This is a genomic window from Pseudoalteromonas sp. MBR-15 (assembly GCF_053628915.1).
In genome coordinates this window covers 206,178-223,256 of the sequence record NZ_JBRJHH010000003.1, presented here as the reverse complement: position 1 = coordinate 223,256, position 17,079 = coordinate 206,178, and the positions used below count along the sequence as shown (strand labels likewise).

At 40.4% G+C, this 17,079-nt stretch carries 11 protein-coding genes; 4 read left to right on the top strand and 7 right to left on the bottom strand.

Annotated features, from left to right (window positions below):
- Positions 1-82 precede the first annotated feature (82 nt).
- Positions 83-1,051, bottom strand: a complete 969-nt coding sequence (locus tag ACSSVW_RS06025) for a class 1 fructose-bisphosphatase (protein ID WP_036971090.1) — start codon at positions 1,049-1,051, stop codon at positions 83-85.
- 161 nt (positions 1,052-1,212) lie between these two features.
- Between ACSSVW_RS06025 and ACSSVW_RS06020 the strand changes: the two genes are divergently transcribed.
- Together ACSSVW_RS06020 and ACSSVW_RS06015 are read left to right on the top strand one after the other, a co-directional pair.
- On the top strand, positions 1,213-3,642 hold the full coding sequence (locus ACSSVW_RS06020; RefSeq protein ID WP_454179012.1) for a zinc-dependent metalloprotease: 2,430 nt from the start codon (positions 1,213-1,215) through the stop codon (positions 3,640-3,642).
- A gap of 151 nt (positions 3,643-3,793) precedes the next feature.
- Positions 3,794-4,576: a YggN family protein gene (locus ACSSVW_RS06015; protein WP_036971085.1), complete on the top strand. Its 783-nt coding sequence runs from the start codon at positions 3,794-3,796 to the stop codon at positions 4,574-4,576.
- Positions 4,577-4,727: 151 nt separating this feature from the next.
- Here the strand turns inward: ACSSVW_RS06015 and ACSSVW_RS06010 are convergent, their stop codons facing one another.
- Both ACSSVW_RS06010 and rsuA read right to left on the bottom strand, forming a co-directional pair.
- Positions 4,728-6,353: a methyl-accepting chemotaxis protein gene (locus ACSSVW_RS06010; protein ID WP_036971082.1), complete on the bottom strand. Its 1,626-nt coding sequence runs from the start codon at positions 6,351-6,353 to the stop codon at positions 4,728-4,730.
- Between the two features lie 103 nt (positions 6,354-6,456).
- On the bottom strand, positions 6,457-7,155 hold the full coding sequence (gene rsuA, locus ACSSVW_RS06005; protein WP_421419287.1) for a 16S rRNA pseudouridine(516) synthase RsuA: 699 nt from the start codon (positions 7,153-7,155) through the stop codon (positions 6,457-6,459).
- A 58-nt stretch (positions 7,156-7,213) separates the two neighbouring features.
- On the opposite strand from rsuA, the gene zapE reads away from it, so the two are divergent.
- A complete protein-coding gene (gene zapE, locus ACSSVW_RS06000; RefSeq protein ID WP_421419288.1) occupies positions 7,214-8,320 on the top strand; it encodes a cell division protein ZapE in 1,107 nt (368 codons plus the stop codon).
- Positions 8,321-8,385: 65 nt separating this feature from the next.
- On the opposite strand, the gene ACSSVW_RS05995 is transcribed toward zapE, so the two are convergent.
- On the bottom strand, positions 8,386-11,418 hold the full coding sequence (locus tag ACSSVW_RS05995; RefSeq protein WP_421419289.1) for a TonB-dependent receptor plug domain-containing protein: 3,033 nt from the start codon (positions 11,416-11,418) through the stop codon (positions 8,386-8,388).
- Between the two features lie 341 nt (positions 11,419-11,759).
- Here ACSSVW_RS05995 and ACSSVW_RS05990 point away from each other — a divergent pair, with 341 nt between their 5' ends.
- Positions 11,760-13,898 (top strand): winged helix-turn-helix domain-containing protein, encoded by a 2,139-nt coding sequence (locus tag ACSSVW_RS05990; RefSeq protein WP_075594072.1) that lies wholly within the window; start codon positions 11,760-11,762, stop codon positions 13,896-13,898.
- A gap of 351 nt (positions 13,899-14,249) precedes the next feature.
- Here the strand turns inward: ACSSVW_RS05990 and ACSSVW_RS05985 are convergent, their stop codons facing one another.
- The 3 genes from ACSSVW_RS05985 to ACSSVW_RS05975 form a co-directional block, all read right to left on the bottom strand.
- A complete protein-coding gene (locus ACSSVW_RS05985; protein WP_421419290.1) occupies positions 14,250-15,299 on the bottom strand; it encodes a metallophosphoesterase in 1,050 nt (349 codons plus the stop codon).
- A gap of 788 nt (positions 15,300-16,087) precedes the next feature.
- Positions 16,088-16,417, bottom strand: coding sequence for a 5-carboxymethyl-2-hydroxymuconate Delta-isomerase (locus tag ACSSVW_RS05980; protein ID WP_065978132.1), 330 nt, complete (start codon positions 16,415-16,417; stop codon positions 16,088-16,090).
- Between the two features lie 10 nt (positions 16,418-16,427).
- On the bottom strand, positions 16,428-17,015 hold the full coding sequence (locus ACSSVW_RS05975; RefSeq protein ID WP_065978131.1) for an outer membrane beta-barrel protein: 588 nt from the start codon (positions 17,013-17,015) through the stop codon (positions 16,428-16,430).
- Between the last annotated feature and the right edge of the window lie 64 nt (positions 17,016-17,079).

Sequence of the window (17,079 nt, the reverse complement as noted above, 5' to 3'; positions counted from 1 at the left end):
CTGTGATTGCACAACCGGGAGTGAGTAATAAAAAACCGTGCTGCTTTAACAAACACGGTTTTATTATTTTTAATAGCTGTCGCTACTTATGATAACTCAAGCAAGTTTCTACTTCGTTTTTGGAACCTAAAATCACCGCAACACGTTGGTGAATGGCATTAGGTTGGATATCCATAATGCGCTCAGTGCCGGTAGAAGCAATACCGCCAGCTTGTTCAATTAACATTGCCATAGGGTTTGCTTCGTATAGTAAACGTAATTTGTTTGGTTTATTGGGATCTTTTGTGTCAGTAGGGTAAGTAAAAATCCCCCCTCGACATAACACGCGGTGAACATCTCCGACCATTGCGGCAATCCAGCGCATGTTAAAGTTGCGTCCACGAGGACCTGTATCACCAGCAATCAAGTCAGTAATGTAGTTTTGCATAGCCGGTTGCCAATGACGTTGGTTAGAGGCGTTAATTGCAAACTCACTGGTCTCTTCAGGGATACTGGCAAAGTCTTCTGTTAATAAAAAGGTACCGTGTGTTTTATCTAACGTAAAAAAGCGAGTGCCTTTACCCGTTGTTAATGCCAGTACTGTCGATGGGCCATATAAAACATAACCAGCCGCAACTTGGTTTTTACCTGGTTGCATGAAAATGCTTTGGTCAGCTGGGTCTGCACCTTCAGGGGCTTCCATTATTGAAAAAATAGTACCAACTAAGGAGTTTATGTCGGTATTTGATGAACCATCAAGCGGGTCAAACGCCACAATATACTTTGCGTCCGGATTCCCTGCTACAGTGAAATCTTCTTCTTCAGAAGCGATGGCTTTTACGTAGCCCGATTCTAATAAGATATCTTTTAAAAGCTGGTTGGTAAGGACATCAAGCTTCTTTTGTGTTTCACCTTGAATATTTTCATCAAGAGTTGACCCTAATACGCCAGAAAGGGCGCCTTGGCCAACACGGAATGAAATTTCTTTACATGCCGCAAGAACCGTTCTGATCAATGAAATCAGTTCTCGTGGGCAGCCATCTTCTAACAATACCGGTGGGAGTCTACGCATTCTATTTTCCTGATAACGTTGTAGCTAGACATTTTTTAGTGTGAGAGAGAATGTCTTAGCAAGCGCTGAATTTCGTCTTAAATAGCTGTTTTTTATCGGCGATACTTTATACTGCCTAATACCTGTACAGTATTTAAAACGCGAATAACAAAGATAAGATTATGCAAAAAATACCATTACTACGATACCTGCTCTTAGCTGTGTTACTTACTATGATACCCCAAGCACACGCAGCAATTAAGTCTATAAATGATTTTACTGAAAAAATGACACATTTTTCAGGTTACTTTTCCTTTTATTACGACACTGAAAACGGCAAAGTCTATGTTGAGGTAGATAAACTCACGCAGCCGTTTTTATTACAACAAAGCTTGCCGTATGGCGTTGGCTCGAATGATATTGGTCTAGACCGAGGGCAACTTGGCAATACCCACCTTGTGCAGTTCGAGCGTTTTGGCGATAAAGTCATGTTACGTGCACTCAATACGTATTATCGCGCTAACACTACTAATGTCGCTGAACAACAAAGTATAAAAGAGGCATTCGCGTCAAGTATTCTTGCCGGCTTTGATGTTGTCGCCCAATCCGATTCTGCCACCCTAATTGATTACACTCCTTACTTATTAAGTGATGTGCATGGCGTTACTCGCAGCTTAGCAGCTCGGGGGCAGGGTAGTTTTAATGTAGACGCCAATCGAAGTGCGGTGTATTTAACGCGCTCAAACGCATTCCCAGAAAATACTGAGCTTGAAGCGGTTTTAACCTTTCAAGGTAGCAACCCTGGTAAGTATGTTCGTCAAGTTAGTGCGCACCCTTATGCGCTGACAGTGCACATGCATCACTCTTTAATTAAATTACCCGATGACAACTACACGCCGCGTAAATTCCATCCGCAGGCTGGTTTTTGGAGTATTGAACATAAAGATTATGCGGCACCACTGGATGAAACCATGTATGTGCGTTATATCCCGCGTCACCGTTTAGCTAAAAAAGATCCAAGCTTACCAGTTAGTGAGCCCATTGAGCCGATTGTGTATTATTTAGATCCAGGTGTGCCTGAGCCAGTGAAAACAGCACTGATAGATGGGGCTAAATGGTGGAACGATGCTTTCACAGCAGCAGGCTACAAAAATGCCTTTATTGTGAAGGTGCTGCCTGATGATGCTGACCCTATGGATGTGCGCTACAACGTGATTCAATGGGTGCATAGAGCAACCCGAGGATGGTCATATGGCAGTTCAGTGATTGACCCACGTACGGGTGAAATTATTAAAGGCCACGTGACTCTTGGTTCATTGCGTGTACGTCAAGATATCTTACTAGCAGAAGCATTAGCTGCCCCGTATTTAGAAGGGAATGAAGTGGCAACGCGTTTACATGCGATGGCGCTTGACCGTATTCGCCAACTCAGTGCGCACGAAGTAGGGCACACTCTGGGTATTTCTCACAACTTTGCAGCGTCTGTTGCCGACAGAGCCTCTGTCATGGATTACCCGCATCCTTTATTAAGTTTTAATGAGCAAGGTAAATTGGATGTTAGTCGCGGCTATGCATCTGGGATGGGCGTTTGGGATACTCAAGTCGTTAAATATGGCTACAGTGATTTTAGCAATCAAGATGAAACAAAGCAGCTTGCTGCTATTCTTGCCGAAAACAAAAGTAAAGGTCTTGAGTTCATCTCAGACAGTGATGCTCGGGCACAAGGTGGGGCACACCCTACGGGACATCTTTGGGATAATGGCAGTTCGCCCAGTGATGAATTAGTGCGTGTACTTGCTGTGCGCAAACAAGCACTCGCTAGTTTTGGTATTCATAATATTAAAACGGGTACTGCATTGTCGCAGTTAGAGGAAATGTTAGTGCCGTTATATTTGTTCCACCGCTATCAAGTTGAAGCTGCAGTAAAGCTCGTAGCTGGCGTAAACTACGAATATGAAGTACGAAATGGCTCACAACCTAAAGGTGCACAGGTGGTTGCAAAACAAACGCAACAATTAGCCGTTAATGCGCTTCTTGAAACGCTTAAGGCTGATAATCTTGTCTTGCCTGAATCGATATTATCGCTTATTCCGCCAAAAGCGTACGGAGAGTCAAAATCACGTGAGAGTATTGTTGGTCGTACAGGACTGACCCTTGATGCAATGGCACTTCCCGAAGTGGCGGCGACACATAGTTTAAGCTTACTGTTTAATAGTCAACGTGTTAACCGTTTGGCACAACAACACGCCAGAAGCGATGCGTTTTATGGGTTAGATGCGTTATTAGCACAAACGTATCAGCAAATTTTTGAGCAAAAAATGGATGACGGCCTAGCGGGTAAAATAACTCAGCGTGTACAACTGTTAACGGCAAAGCAGTTCGCTGATTTAGTTGCCAGTGATGAGGTTGATCCTGAGGTGCAAGCGCAGTTTCGTTATTACTTGGCAAAGCTTGCAAAAAGTTATCAGCAAGAGTCAATGCTAGGCAGTGCCTCGGTAGGGAACAGTGCATTTAAGCAATTTTTGAGCGAGCAGGTGTCGCAATTTTTAGACACGGGGAAATGGCCGGATAACTTTAAGGCATTACCCATGCCTCCGGGCTCGCCAATTTAACTTATTAGTCTAAAAAGTAAAACGCCAAGCCTTACCATGGATGAACGTTTAAGCTATTGTGAAAGCGACGTTAGGCCTTGGCGTTTTACTTGCATAAAATTGGATATTTGCTAATCTAGCGGCCTCTCTTTTTTGTCTTTTTGGGGTGTATATGGCGTTACTCTCTCGCTCGTTATTGGCAGCGGCCATTGCATTCTCTAGCTTTTCTAGTTATGCCTCGTTAGAAAAAAAACAATGTGAGGTCGAGCTAAGTCATGGCTTAATTATTACTGACGATGTCATTCGTATTGTTGATAAAGGCCAAACTCGTGTGCAAATTAATAATAATAACCAGCTGTTTATTCGTGGTTATTGGGTTGATTTAAATCCAGAAGAAACCAAAGTTGTTGAGCAATTTAGTCTTGGTATCCGAGATACGGTGCCAGAATTAGTTGAACTGGCCACTGACGGTGTGAATTTAGGGTTGAGCGCAATTGAACAAGTTGTTGAAGGGATGTCTGATAAAGAGCCTGAAGTATTAAAAACTCAACTACAATATGTAGAACGCGCGTTGATGGATAAATTTAAGCGCGGTGATGACTTTTTCTTTATTGCTCCGCAATCATTATCGAAAATTGATGATTTCTTTACCAAAGAGATCAGTCAAAAAATTCACTCAGCGGTGCATGGTTCATTAGGCGCTATTTTAGTTTCGTTAGGGGATGCCTTTAAATCTCGCGAAGGGAATATTGAAGACCGCATCAACGACATGGGACAGCGTATGGATATTATATCTAAAGAAATAGATAAGTCCCTCCAAAAGAAAGCAGAGCAACTTGAAATGAAAGCCTCTGAGTATTGTGAGTGTTTGAACTCGTTAGATGTTACCGAGTCACGGTTGCAAAAAATAGTACCAGGGATGGCTGACTTTGATTTGGTACAGATTAAATCCTAGTACAGTTCAGGCCTTAGTTAGGTAATCAATAATAAAAAGCCCAGTTGTTTTCTGGGCTTTTTAGTGTCATGTACTGTGTTGTTTTAAATGTGCTGACACACTGAGAACTCATTATGACAAATGCACATAAATAACACGTTAAGTGTACTCATTAGCTAAACTTAGCTGTTTCGGTTTCTAAGTTTGTGGTGAGGCCTTTAATTAAATCAGTCGCAGTGTGTGCTTGATTTGATACATTGGCTGTTTGTGCTGCGGTATCAGAGATGGTCACAATACGTTTTGCCGTATCTTCACCTGCATCTAGCTGCTCTTTCGCTGCAATTGCAATTTGGTGACTCATTTGAGCAATGGCACTAAGCGAGCTGGCGACGCGATTAAGCGCTTCGTTTGCTTTAGTCGACTTTTCTACCGTTTGTTCACTGGTTGCAATACTTAACGACACGGAAGATTTAGCGTCTTGCGTTGCTGATTGCAGTTTCCCAATCATATTACGTATTTCTTCGGTACTGGTTTGAGTACGCTGCGCAAGACCACGCACTTCATCGGCGACAACGGCAAAACCACGACCTTGCTCCCCCGCTCGGGCGGCTTCAATGGCTGCATTCAAAGCAAGTAAATTTGTTTGCTCAGCAATACCTTGAATAACGCTAAGTACGTTAGCGATATTATTTACCTCATCATCAAGTACTTGAATGTTATTGCCCGCATTGTCAATTTGCTTCTCTAACAGGGCAATGGTTTCGGCTGCTTCGTTGGTTAAATGGCTGGCACTTTGCCCTTGATTCTCAGCTTCTTGGACTGAATAAGCGGCTTGCTCAGCATGCTCAACGACGGTTTGCGCTGAGGCGGTTAATTCGGTAATTGCAGAGGCGACTATCTGCGTTTCCTCATTTAAGCTGCGAGTAAGTCTATCAAGTTCAATTGAACGTGATTCATTGTCAACACTTTGATTTTGTAAGCTGTCGGTCACGTCTTTAATACCGCCAACAACGCCTCGCAAACCTTGTTGCATATAATGCATTGCGGCAATAATGCTTTCACTAGGAGCATCTTGGCGAATAGGCGAATGTAAATTACCACGCGATACGTTTTTAACAATGCCAATTACTTCATCAATTTCACCGCCTAAAGCATTGGTGAGTGATGAGCCAAACCGAGCGATAGCAAACGTGAGAGCTATCGCAATGAGCATTGATAAAGCGAGCAACCATTTTGCGGTGCTCCAGTAGCGCTCATCAACTTCTTTTGCGCTGATACCAGTACCAACATACCAACCGAACAGAGGTGTTTTTTGCACGACAGAGGTTAAGTCGACGGTTTCACCGTCACGGACAGAGTCCCAATGATAAGTAATAATTTTATTGGTAGTATTACCCACCAGTTTTTCAACCATGCGACCAATACTATTACCACTGGCATCTTTAAAGTCATTAAAGCTCGTACCATGCAACTCGGGATCATGCGGAGTAGCAACAAAATCAAGGTTGTTGTCGACCACATACACGTATTCAGAGTCGTGATATTTATTTTCTCTAAGTACTTGGATTGCGAGTTTTTTGGCTTGTGCTTCTTCAAGTTGACCGTTTTTAACCATCAACTCAAATTGTTCTACAATGTTGGTAGTACTTTTCATTAGTTGGTTTATGCGAGCGATATTGTCGCTTTCACTGGCATGACGTAATGATTGCAAACCTAGTAAAGCTATCGCTGATAACGCGATAAAAATAGCGATAGCAAAAAAGGTGATTTTTGTTTTTAAAGCTAGTCCTGATAACACAGTCAGCCTCCTTTATTATTTCCCCTTTAATCTTCTACCATGTTTATCAGCATTAATTAAGAAAAAATGACAGCGTTATCATGATTTTTACTCAAGTCCCTATTTAGAGTATCAGTTCAGCGTCTGTTAGCGGACGATACTCACCACTATTTAAGTTTTCATCAAGGTGAATGTCGCCTATTTTTTCACGATGCAATTCAACGACTTTATTGCCAACAGCGGCAAGCATTCGCTTAACTTGATGGTACTTACCTTCGCAGATTGATAAACGTAAACTGTAACCCGCAAGTTGCTCAACAATGGCTGGGCGAGTTAACTCTTTTTCGTTATGTAATTGCACACCTTGCTGTAGAGCTAAAATAGCGTCTTCATCGATAGGCTCTTGTGTTTCAACTAAATACGTTTTGAATTTATTGTGTTTAGGGGCCGTAATTTTGTGTGACCAATCGCCATCGTTAGTGATGATAACAAGACCTGTCGTATCGATATCTAAGCGTCCGGCAACATGAAAATCACTCATGTTTGGTTCGTCTAATAAGTCAAACACAGTTGGGTGTAAGTCATCTTTATTTGCGCATACATAGCCTGAGGGCTTATTAAGCATAAAGTAGCGTTTACCTAAAAATACTAACGGTTCGCCTTGCCAACGTACATCGTCTTCTTGAGTAATTGAATAATCAAACGAGGTGATCACCTCACCATTAACGCTAGCGTACTTACGTTTTATACCCGCTCTGGTTTTACTGCGAGGTAACTCTGCAATATGGCTGATAAATTTATCTAAACGGCATGGAAATTTCATTGGGATCACATTTTTAGTCGGCTACAATGGCGGCGAGTATAGCGGATACTAGTGACCTATGACAGTACAGCAAGGACAAATTTTACAGTACTACAATGCGCAAATAGAGCAGGGAGTCTTAAGTGATGATGTTGCTCAGCGCAATGCCATTACTGCGCTTGATAGTTTAGCCTTTGAGTTAACAGCCCCAACACCTTTCTGGAAAAGACGAAAGCCAATTAAAGGCCTTTATCTGCACGGTCCAGTTGGACGCGGTAAGTCGATGCTGATGGATGTGTTTTTTCATCATGTCGATATCGAAGCAAAAGTGCGGTTGCACTTTCACCATTTTATGAAGCAAGTGCATGCACGTTTGGGAGAATTACAAGGACAAAAAAATCCGCTGTCTGTTATAGCCAAAGAGTGGGCCACGCGAATTAAACTACTTTGTTTTGATGAATTTTTTGTCTCTGATATTGGCGACGCAATGATTTTAGCAGGGCTTTTTGAAGCGCTATTCGAGCATCAAGTTGTACTGGTTGCCACCTCAAATTGTCAGCCTGAGAGGCTATATTGGAATGGCCTACAACGTGCACGTTTTTTACCGACTATTGATTTATTACAACAACATTGCTGTGTGATGAGTGTTGCGGGCGAGACTGATCATCGGCTTCGCTTTGGAAAACAAAATAAACACTTTGTTATCAATAATGATGAAGCAATAAAAGAGCGCTTTTATGCGCAAGAGCAAGCAATTACTGAGCACCAGGCTATAACGGTTCACAATCGACATATTTGCTACGTGCTAAAGGCAAAAGAAGCCATTATGTTTGATTTTATGGCGCTGTGCTCAGGAGCACGCAGTACGGCTGATTATATCTATTTAGCTGAGCAGTTTAAGCGAGTGTATTTGCTTAACGTCCCCGTTATGGGACGAGGTGCGACAGGTAAGCAGATAGTACACGGTATTGAAGACAGTTATCAGCGTGAGAAACAAGATTTGCAAGAACATTTTTTAGATGATGAAGCGCGGCGTTTTATTGCTTTAGTGGATGAATTTTATGATAGAAATAGGCTGTTGATTATATCAGCTGAGGGGAGCATAAGTGAGTTGTATCAAGGCCACAAGTTAGCATTTGAATACGCCCGAGCAGAATCACGCCTTATTGAGGTACAAACATGGTGAAAAAAAGACGAAGCCATCACGCTTCGCCTTTACCAGGGATTGCTTGGGAGCATTAAAATATTTTTTTAGAAGCTATATTGCGCTCCAATAAACATATAGCGGCCTTTACCACCACCCCAATCAGAGTTGAAGTTACCTGTTCCATGTGGGAAAAACGCCCCATTGTTATCAAAGATGTTGTTAATACCACCTGATAAACGTAATTCGCTGTTATTATCTAGTTCCATAGTGTATGAAGCTGCTAAGTTGTGTTTTATAAATGAGCCAAACTTTTGAAATGCAAGTGGCTCAGGGTTACTAATACAATCAGCTGATTCATTTGCACACTTTTCAGTATTTTTAGCAATCGCTTTTTCGTAATCTCGATCTAGCTGTTCATCTTCTCGGAAGCTTCCTTGGAACTGAGAGCTCCAACGAATACGTAAGTTTTCATTGCTCCACGAAAGCGAGAATGCAGCTTTATCTTTACCTCGTCCATAGCCAACATAGTTGGTTGTTACGAAATCACCATCTTCACCTAAAAATGTTTGAGAGTGTTCAATGATATGGTTGTAATCAAGTTTGACTGCGATATTACCCATGTCATCTAGGTCAAAGTTATAGGTAGCTACAACGTCATAACCGCGAGTTCTAATTTCATCAAGGTTATATTCACGCTGCTGTATCTTATTGATTTGTCCATCACTACCGCGGGTAATATCATTACAAAATGGGTTAGTCGTACCATAGCCAGTATTTGATGCGTAACATTGATATAGAATATTCTCATTACTTATTTCATCAATTGCATCCTCAATTGCGATATCGTAATAATCAACCGCTAAATTGAAGTCTTTTAGACTCTCTGGTGAATAAGTAAAGCCAGCAGTATAAGTATCTGCGGTTTCTTCTTTTATATTACTGTTACCAGATGATGGAGAATAACCACTGTTGTCATCATCAAGTTCAAAACTAGCATCCTCTGTAATTAGAGCTGCGATAGCTGGATCTAGACGACAGTTATTGTGACCTATATCGTCAGAAGTTGCTGTCACCCCATCACAGATGTCTTTGTATGAATCGTAATCACCACGTTCAGGTGACATGAATTCGGTAATTGTAGGAGCGCGTTGAGCTCGTGCATAATTTGCACGTAAAGCGAGTGTATCAACAGGTTTCCAAAATAACCCTAACTTATAACTAGCAACAGTGCCTACTTCGTCAATGTCGTAGTTAGAGATACGTATTGATGTTTCAGCGTCTAAACTTTTTGCTAAAGGAGCATCACGTAAAAGGGGAATACCAAACTCTGCGAAGGCCTCAACTACATCAATTTCACCGTAAAATTCTGGCATGTAGTTATAAGTAATACCGCCCGTTTGCATGTCTGTAGATGTTTTAATGTCTTGCGAATCTCTACGATATTCACCACCAAAAACAGACGACACATAACCCGCTGGTAATTCGAATAAATCACCACTAATGTAACCCATTAAGGTAAGTTGTTCATTGGTTGTTTCAAGTACTGGTGTCGAGCGGATCCAGTCAGCCATTTCAGGTGTGATAGAGCCTTCACCAAATAAATTAACAGCAACACAACCTTCATCACGTGCATCACTGTCAGCACATTGAATAGTGCCATCATTTAGCTTTTCAGCATCAAGGGCTTGTGCTAAACGTACTAAGCTAAGTTCATTGGCGCGTACTTGTTTTTGCTTGTATCGACCATAACCCACAGAAACATCCCAATCCCACATTTCATCAAACATAGTGCCTTGTAAGCCCGCCCATGTTCGAATTGTCTCGCGGTTATTGTCAGTGCTAATATTGCCCACTTCATTGAATCTTCGGTCCCAATATATACGGTCTTTATACGGGTCGCTATCGATAATTCTTTGCGGTACGTAAGGGTTATCAATAGGAATATAACCAGCTGAGAATGGTTCTGCTTCACCAGTCGTTGGGTTAATATAAACGACCTCACTGCCTTCTGATGTGTCTTCTGGTGATTTGTTATTAAATGAACCACTTTTACTAAATTGCACTTGCGCATATGCAGTAGTGCTATCATTGATATCAAAATCAGCTTTTAGAGCAAGTGATAAGTTATCACTCGGTACGTTTAACATTACATACTGAGCTGAGTTGATGCCGTATAATTCTTCGTTTCCAGCCCAATCATCACGTAAATTTGTACCGTCATACCAAAACTGCGTATCATTCTTTGAGCTTTCTAAGAAAACACCGCCAGGAAGACCGTCACTTCTATCTCGCCAATCAGCACGTGTGGTATCGCGCATACATTGGTCGCCTGTAGTTGTGCCAACACCATTACATAGTTCATCTTCGTTATAGAATACGTCGGCTTCCATCTGGGCACGTTTTCTATCGTAGTAACTAATACCAAAATCGCGGTCCCAGTTTGCACTGACATACATATAACCACGGTCTTCTGCAAATGAACTGCCGTAGTTTGCATCTATGGTAAAGGTTTTACCTCCACCTTCATCAGTGCGGCCAGTTTTAGCCGAAAAGTCAAAGCCTTCTTTTTTCGACTGGGTAATAATATTAACTACACCGGCTACGGCATCAGCGCCATAAGTAGCAGAGGCACCACCACTAATGATTTCAACACGTTCAACCATACCACTAGGGATAGTGTTAAGGCTTACATAGTTACCACTGTAACTATTTGCTACAACACGACGACCATCTATTAGGGTAAGAGTTCTATTAGCACCTAGATTACGAAGTTCAACAGTTGATAAACCCGTATTAGAGTTATTTGATTGGCTAGTCGTGTTACCAATATCTATACCTAAACCGGGCATATTATCCACAAGTATATCTGATAAATTAGATAAACCAGTGTCTTCAATCGCCGCTTTATCCATCGTTACTAAGGGGGTTGTTACAGAAAAACTATCACGCTTTAAGCGTGAACCAGTAACAATGATTTGCTCAACGTCTTCTTTGGCTTCGGGTTCAACATTAACAGAGTTCGTTGTTTGTTGACGGGCAATTTTAACTTCTTCAGCTTCATTTGCATAAGCTTGCTGGCATAAAGCGCTCGTTACAGCAAGCGCGATAGCACACGGTTTGATTAGTTGATTTCTCACGGGTGTTCCTACTTATGTTGTGTTTATTTTTAGTTCTAAAAAACCAGAGTGAAGCTCAATTAAGGGCAGTTAAGTATAAATGTACAGCGAGCAACACTCTGGTTGTCAGGTATTGACGTTAAAACTTTTATATAAATGTGAATGCAACTACAACTAACCATGACTCGTTTATGTCTCTATTTAACATCTATTGAATGTCTATTTATTTAAAATCAGTAGGTTAACTGTGAGGATGCTATTAACTAGTTCTTAACTTTAAAGCTGGTTAAAAGGGAGGATTTAAGATAACTTGAATAAGCTATATACTGCTACATACCAACAATGAGGGTTATTTTGAGTTAATGGAAACAACTAATCGTGCTTATCAATTGGGTCGTTGTGTTATTAACCCGCTAGAAAACAAACTGATCCATGATAATAGCGAGCAAATCTTACAACCAAAGTTTATTGAATTACTCGCTTGTCTTGTTGCGCGTTATCCTGAAGCTATTACCCGAGAAGAGTTAATCAATATTGTATGGGAGGGGAATTTTTATGTTGGTGAAAAAGCATTAACCAATGCAATATGGCATTTACGTAAAGCATTTAAAGAGCTTGACCCTGAACAGACTTATATAGAAACGTTGCGTAAAACAGGATATCGACTGGTTCAACCTCCCTCTGAATGTGCGTTAAGTGGAAACGAAAAAAACAAAAGTAGGCGCTTATCATTGATTAGGCCGATTCTTGCGGGGGCTTTTGTAGCCATTTCTGTTATTAGTGTTGTTGCTTTGTATTGGCAGTTTTCTACCCAACCTGATAATCAAGATAATACTGCATTTTCACTCCCCCTTAACAGTATCGAAAGCGTAACAGCAAGTCCCGGGCGAGAAATATACCCTGCGATATCAAACGACCAGCATTATTTAGTGTATTTATGGCGACAGTTAGGCAAACCGACCAACTTATACTTACGTGATTTGCACTTTCCTGAGCACCCAGCAAAACAACTCACTGACTCACCTTACACTAAAGGCCACTCTGTATTCAGTCCTGATGCAAAGACTCTCTATTATTATCGGTATCAAACAAATAAGTTTTGTGAGATTGTTAAACTCTCTTTAGTGAACGCAACCAGTGTGGTACTGACTGAGTGTAGTCGTCAGTTTCGAACTGATTTAGACATTAGTGCTGATGGTCGTACATTAGTTTATATTGATGAACAAATTTCTGAATCTGGTAAGTCTGTTAGTCGCTTAAAACTACTTGATTTACATGCTAATCAATTAAGTGAAACATTTATACCCTGTACAGATCACTGTGACGTAATCGATGAATCAGTGTCATTTTCTCCGGATGCTCAGCAAGTAGTGGTGACTCGAAATGTTGAAAATGATCAAAAAGCATTGTTTTTAATCGATGTGTCTTCTGGGGAAAGCCGCCGCATTACCGATAATTTTGTTGATATTCATGGCGTTGATTGGCATCCACATAAAGATAAACTGGCTTTTACAGCTGTGGAAGCAGGAAAGCGTTATGGGTACTTTTACGACATAAGTGACAACTCTTTAATAAATACACAAATTGCAGGTATGAGTTCACCTAACTTTAGTAGTGATGGCAGTGTGTATTATCATCAGTGGGATCTCGATAGAGTGATCACGCGCTTGAAAATAGACGAGCAAGTTGCAAGCTCACCTTTTTCAATGCTTTCAACTAATTTTAGCTCTCGTTTTCCTGAATATAACGAGCAACAGAATAAACTTTTATATGTATCTGATGAATCTGGTAGTTCACAATTATGGATTGTGAACCCTGATAGTAGTTCTCGCAAACAGCTTACTGATTTTAGTCATGTTACAGGGCAAATACTCGATCCTACGTGGTCACCTGATGGCCGCTATATTTTGTTCTTTTTGGAAAATAAAGGACGCACGTCTTTATATTTTTATGATTTCAAAGTCGAGCAAAGCCAAGCGCTAACGCTGCCATTTAAGCCTGATATTAAGCCGAGATTTTCAGCAGACAGTCAATCGTTTTTGGTGTCGGATGGTGATTATTTATACCGTTATGATTTAAATGGGCAAATTAAAGGCAAGGCTGTAAATACTAAAGCTCGTTATGGTATTGAGACATCGCAAGGCGATATATTATTCAGTAACTCAAATGATGCTATTTGGGTTAAGCATCACGACACAGGTGTAGAAGAATTACTGGTACAGGATATTAATTTAGCGCATCACTATACATGGTTATATGTTGCTGAAAATGCTTTTCATGAAGGGCGTATTTATTACTATAAAGTGCGCTTAGGCGACTACCGTATTAGCTATTATGATTTAGAAACACAACGTCATTTTGATTTAATTGCGTTACCTGAGCGAGCATACAGCCGCTCATCAGGTTTAACCTACATACCTAATGAGCGTTGGTTAGTCTATACCGCTTATTTATTGCCTGATATAGAGATCAAGCGTTTACCTGCCGAGTTTATACCCTAGTTTCTCTAACTCTAGTTTTGCTGCCTCTGTTTTACAGCTTTGCCGGTAAGTATTAAAAGAAAAGGCATGTATATGTAATTACTGTGTCTTTATCTGATAGCCAAGGCAGCGAAATAGGGGACAAATTCTATGTAAAACAAGAGGGCTTAAGGCTAAGCGCGTACAAGCCTAAGTGGGTTTTAACACTGTGGGTTTAAAACTAAATGCCTTAAGTGCAAGTTCGTCTTAATCTGTTCAGTTACCTGTTATTCATTACCCATTACCCATTCTCATTAACGGTGTAGTTAACTGCAACACTAAGCACTCCCTTAAGCATAGGGGGGTTAATGTTGCAGCTTTAAATTGCATTTATTACAGTGGCTTTTTTTCACCGGTAAGCGTTGCTCTAAAAAACTGGTTGTTTTCCCATAGGAGCAATTCACCTTCTTTTCCTCGTTTGATTGAGCTGTCGATCGCGATAACCTTACCATCGAAACGCGTTTCGATTGATGGCATTGAAGTATGGCCTACGATTACCTTAGTCGCTTGTAACTTTCTTAGCACGCCAGCAACCGCTTCATCTTTAAGTTGCTCATCTCTAAAGTAGCCTCGATACCAGATAGGGCCTGTTTTTCCATGTAAAGTAGTCCATAAAGGATTGGCTTTTAATTCCTTCTTACTTTTAGATATGCTGTCTCTAAACGCTTGGTTTGCACTTTCAAGTGTCATGTTTAGATTCAGAAAGTCCTCATGAATGCCCCCATGTAAAAAAATAAAGTCATTTAATTTTATAATGGTTGATTTACTTCTTAACCAGCGGCCTAACACACTTTGCACGCTGTATTGCTCTGTTAGATTATCGTTAAAAAACGAGACGGTATGTTTATATTTGGGGTGCAGGTAGCGTTGGTCATTTCGCAAAACTAGATATTCATGATTACCGAGAAGGTAATGAACGTGACCTCCGGCAATTGCTGCTTGTTGCTCAAGCTTGAATACTAGCCAAAGTGCTTCTGTAACAGTGTCGCCACGGTCAAAAATATCGCCAGTTATGATTAGGTGCCCAGTACCATACTGCCAATTTAATGCGTCGTTTATTACACCATTGTTGATGAGCAATTTTTTAAATATTGCAAATTGCCCATGGATATCACTGATTGCAGCAAACTTTTTTACATCACTATATTGGTCATTGTCTGTCGCTTTAAACTCCTCAGGAATAGCAAGTGGGCCAGCATAGTTTGTAATTTCTAGCTTGCTGTTAATCACATCAAATTGTTGGATGTTATTGTTATTATAAAATAAATAAGGGCCATCATCATACTTGGTGCTTTTTTCATCGTTATTGTGTGCCAATGCTGTGGTGATAAACAATGAGTTTGTAAGAAGTAATGTGTAAATTAAAAACTTAGAAAAGAACATGTTAATACCTCGGGTTCTCTTTAATTGCGTATTACAAAGCTTTAAGAGATATAAAGCAAAGTGAGTAAATATATAAAGAGCAGATTAATGTAACGAAAATAATAAACGTAAAATCAAGCATTAAAGCCAGTACACCTTTTTGCTCTTCACGATACTTATGCTTTCGCTTTGCTATGGAGTGATTATTCATTTTTACCTCCTAATTTTCTATGTGCGTTACGTTTTTTGTCTCTATCATCAGGTGCTAGGGATGTACTCGAAGGTGTTAATTCATTGCAACATCCATCACTAAGGTAAGGCGAAAAGAGCACCTGTAATGAGTTATCGCAATTACAGAATGAGGTAACAAATCATTTAAACTCTATTTTTGATGGCTTATATGTCTTTTTTACATCTATTTTTAAATATTGTTTAATAAAAACAATTTGTTATGTTTTTTGATGGTTTATTAGCTTGTTTTATTACTGAGTCACACCTTGAAAAAGCGACTACTAAGAGTAAGAGCATTCGGCGCTGAAATAGTGTTAGAGGGAGAGTAAAGCATTGAGTGAGAACCACGACACTAATCTAAGTGTACTGAGGATGTTCGCTTAATGACTAAGCAAGCAAGTTATTATCATTTTTAAACAGCACATTCTTTTGATTTAAAGGGAGAGCTGAATATGCACAGAGTTGCTCATTGGGTTTTGCATTGTTGCCCAATGAGCGTGGTGAGTGCTTACTACTTATTTGTTGCCTTAAATAGAAATGAAATGCTTATGAACAGAGTTTCTAACTCAGCAAATTGTTTAACACTTGCAGTAAATGTCTGGGTTCATGTCGGAAATGTTGACACTTAAGCTGTACGAACGACGACAGTATGTTCTTAAACAATTCAGCAATTGCTCACTCAAGAGTTGCTTTTGTTCAACAGTACGACCTTGCATTATCGATGCGCTAATGTGAATAAAACCGTCTTTTCCTTCACCTAGCTGGTAGTGTTGATAAGCGATGGCACGCGTTTTTATGGTTGATAATTCGAATAAACCAGAATCAAAGACTGCCAAGTGTACTTTTTCAACCAGCACTTGCGGAAGAATTGGTAAGTCTTCAGAGTGTTCAATAACAATATGCGGCATGGGGTGTTCCTTAAAAGCGGTAGCTAAAACCGATGTTTGTCTGAAATTGGTTCAACACATCACCGTCGAAATGCCAAAGGCATTGTTCGTTTTCTGATGTGGGCAAGGTACATGACACATTACTTGCATTATTTACAATAGTCGCCAACCAGCGACTTTCAACATAAACACGTACATTGTCGGTAAATAAGTACTCAGCACCGGCATATAAGCCTGTGGTAAAAAAGGTATCAGACTCTGTAAAGTTGGTACTAACATGGTTTGCACCAATTTGTGCACCGACAAAGCCACTGATGTTTTTACCTAGAGGCACTTCAACAGCACTTTGAAATAGTAGGTATTGCATCTCGATTTTCTTATCAGTCTGTGCTTCCATATTCAATGTTGTTGCTGAGTAAAATAGCCCATACCGTGCTGATTCAATAGTTCGGTCAATGCTGAATGTAAATTGACTATCATCGTCGAGATCAATTTTTAGGTTTTCTTCGGTTTCTAATGATTGACTGAAATTCTTGCCAAAACCTGCACTGACAGAATACCCAGCAGAGGCGGTGAAACTCGTTAGCATTAAGCACAATACAGTTAGCGACTTTTTCATTGTTTAGGTGCTCGTTGTTGAGGATGTTTTGAGATAGTATTGAAACATAGCAGGCAAATTGTTG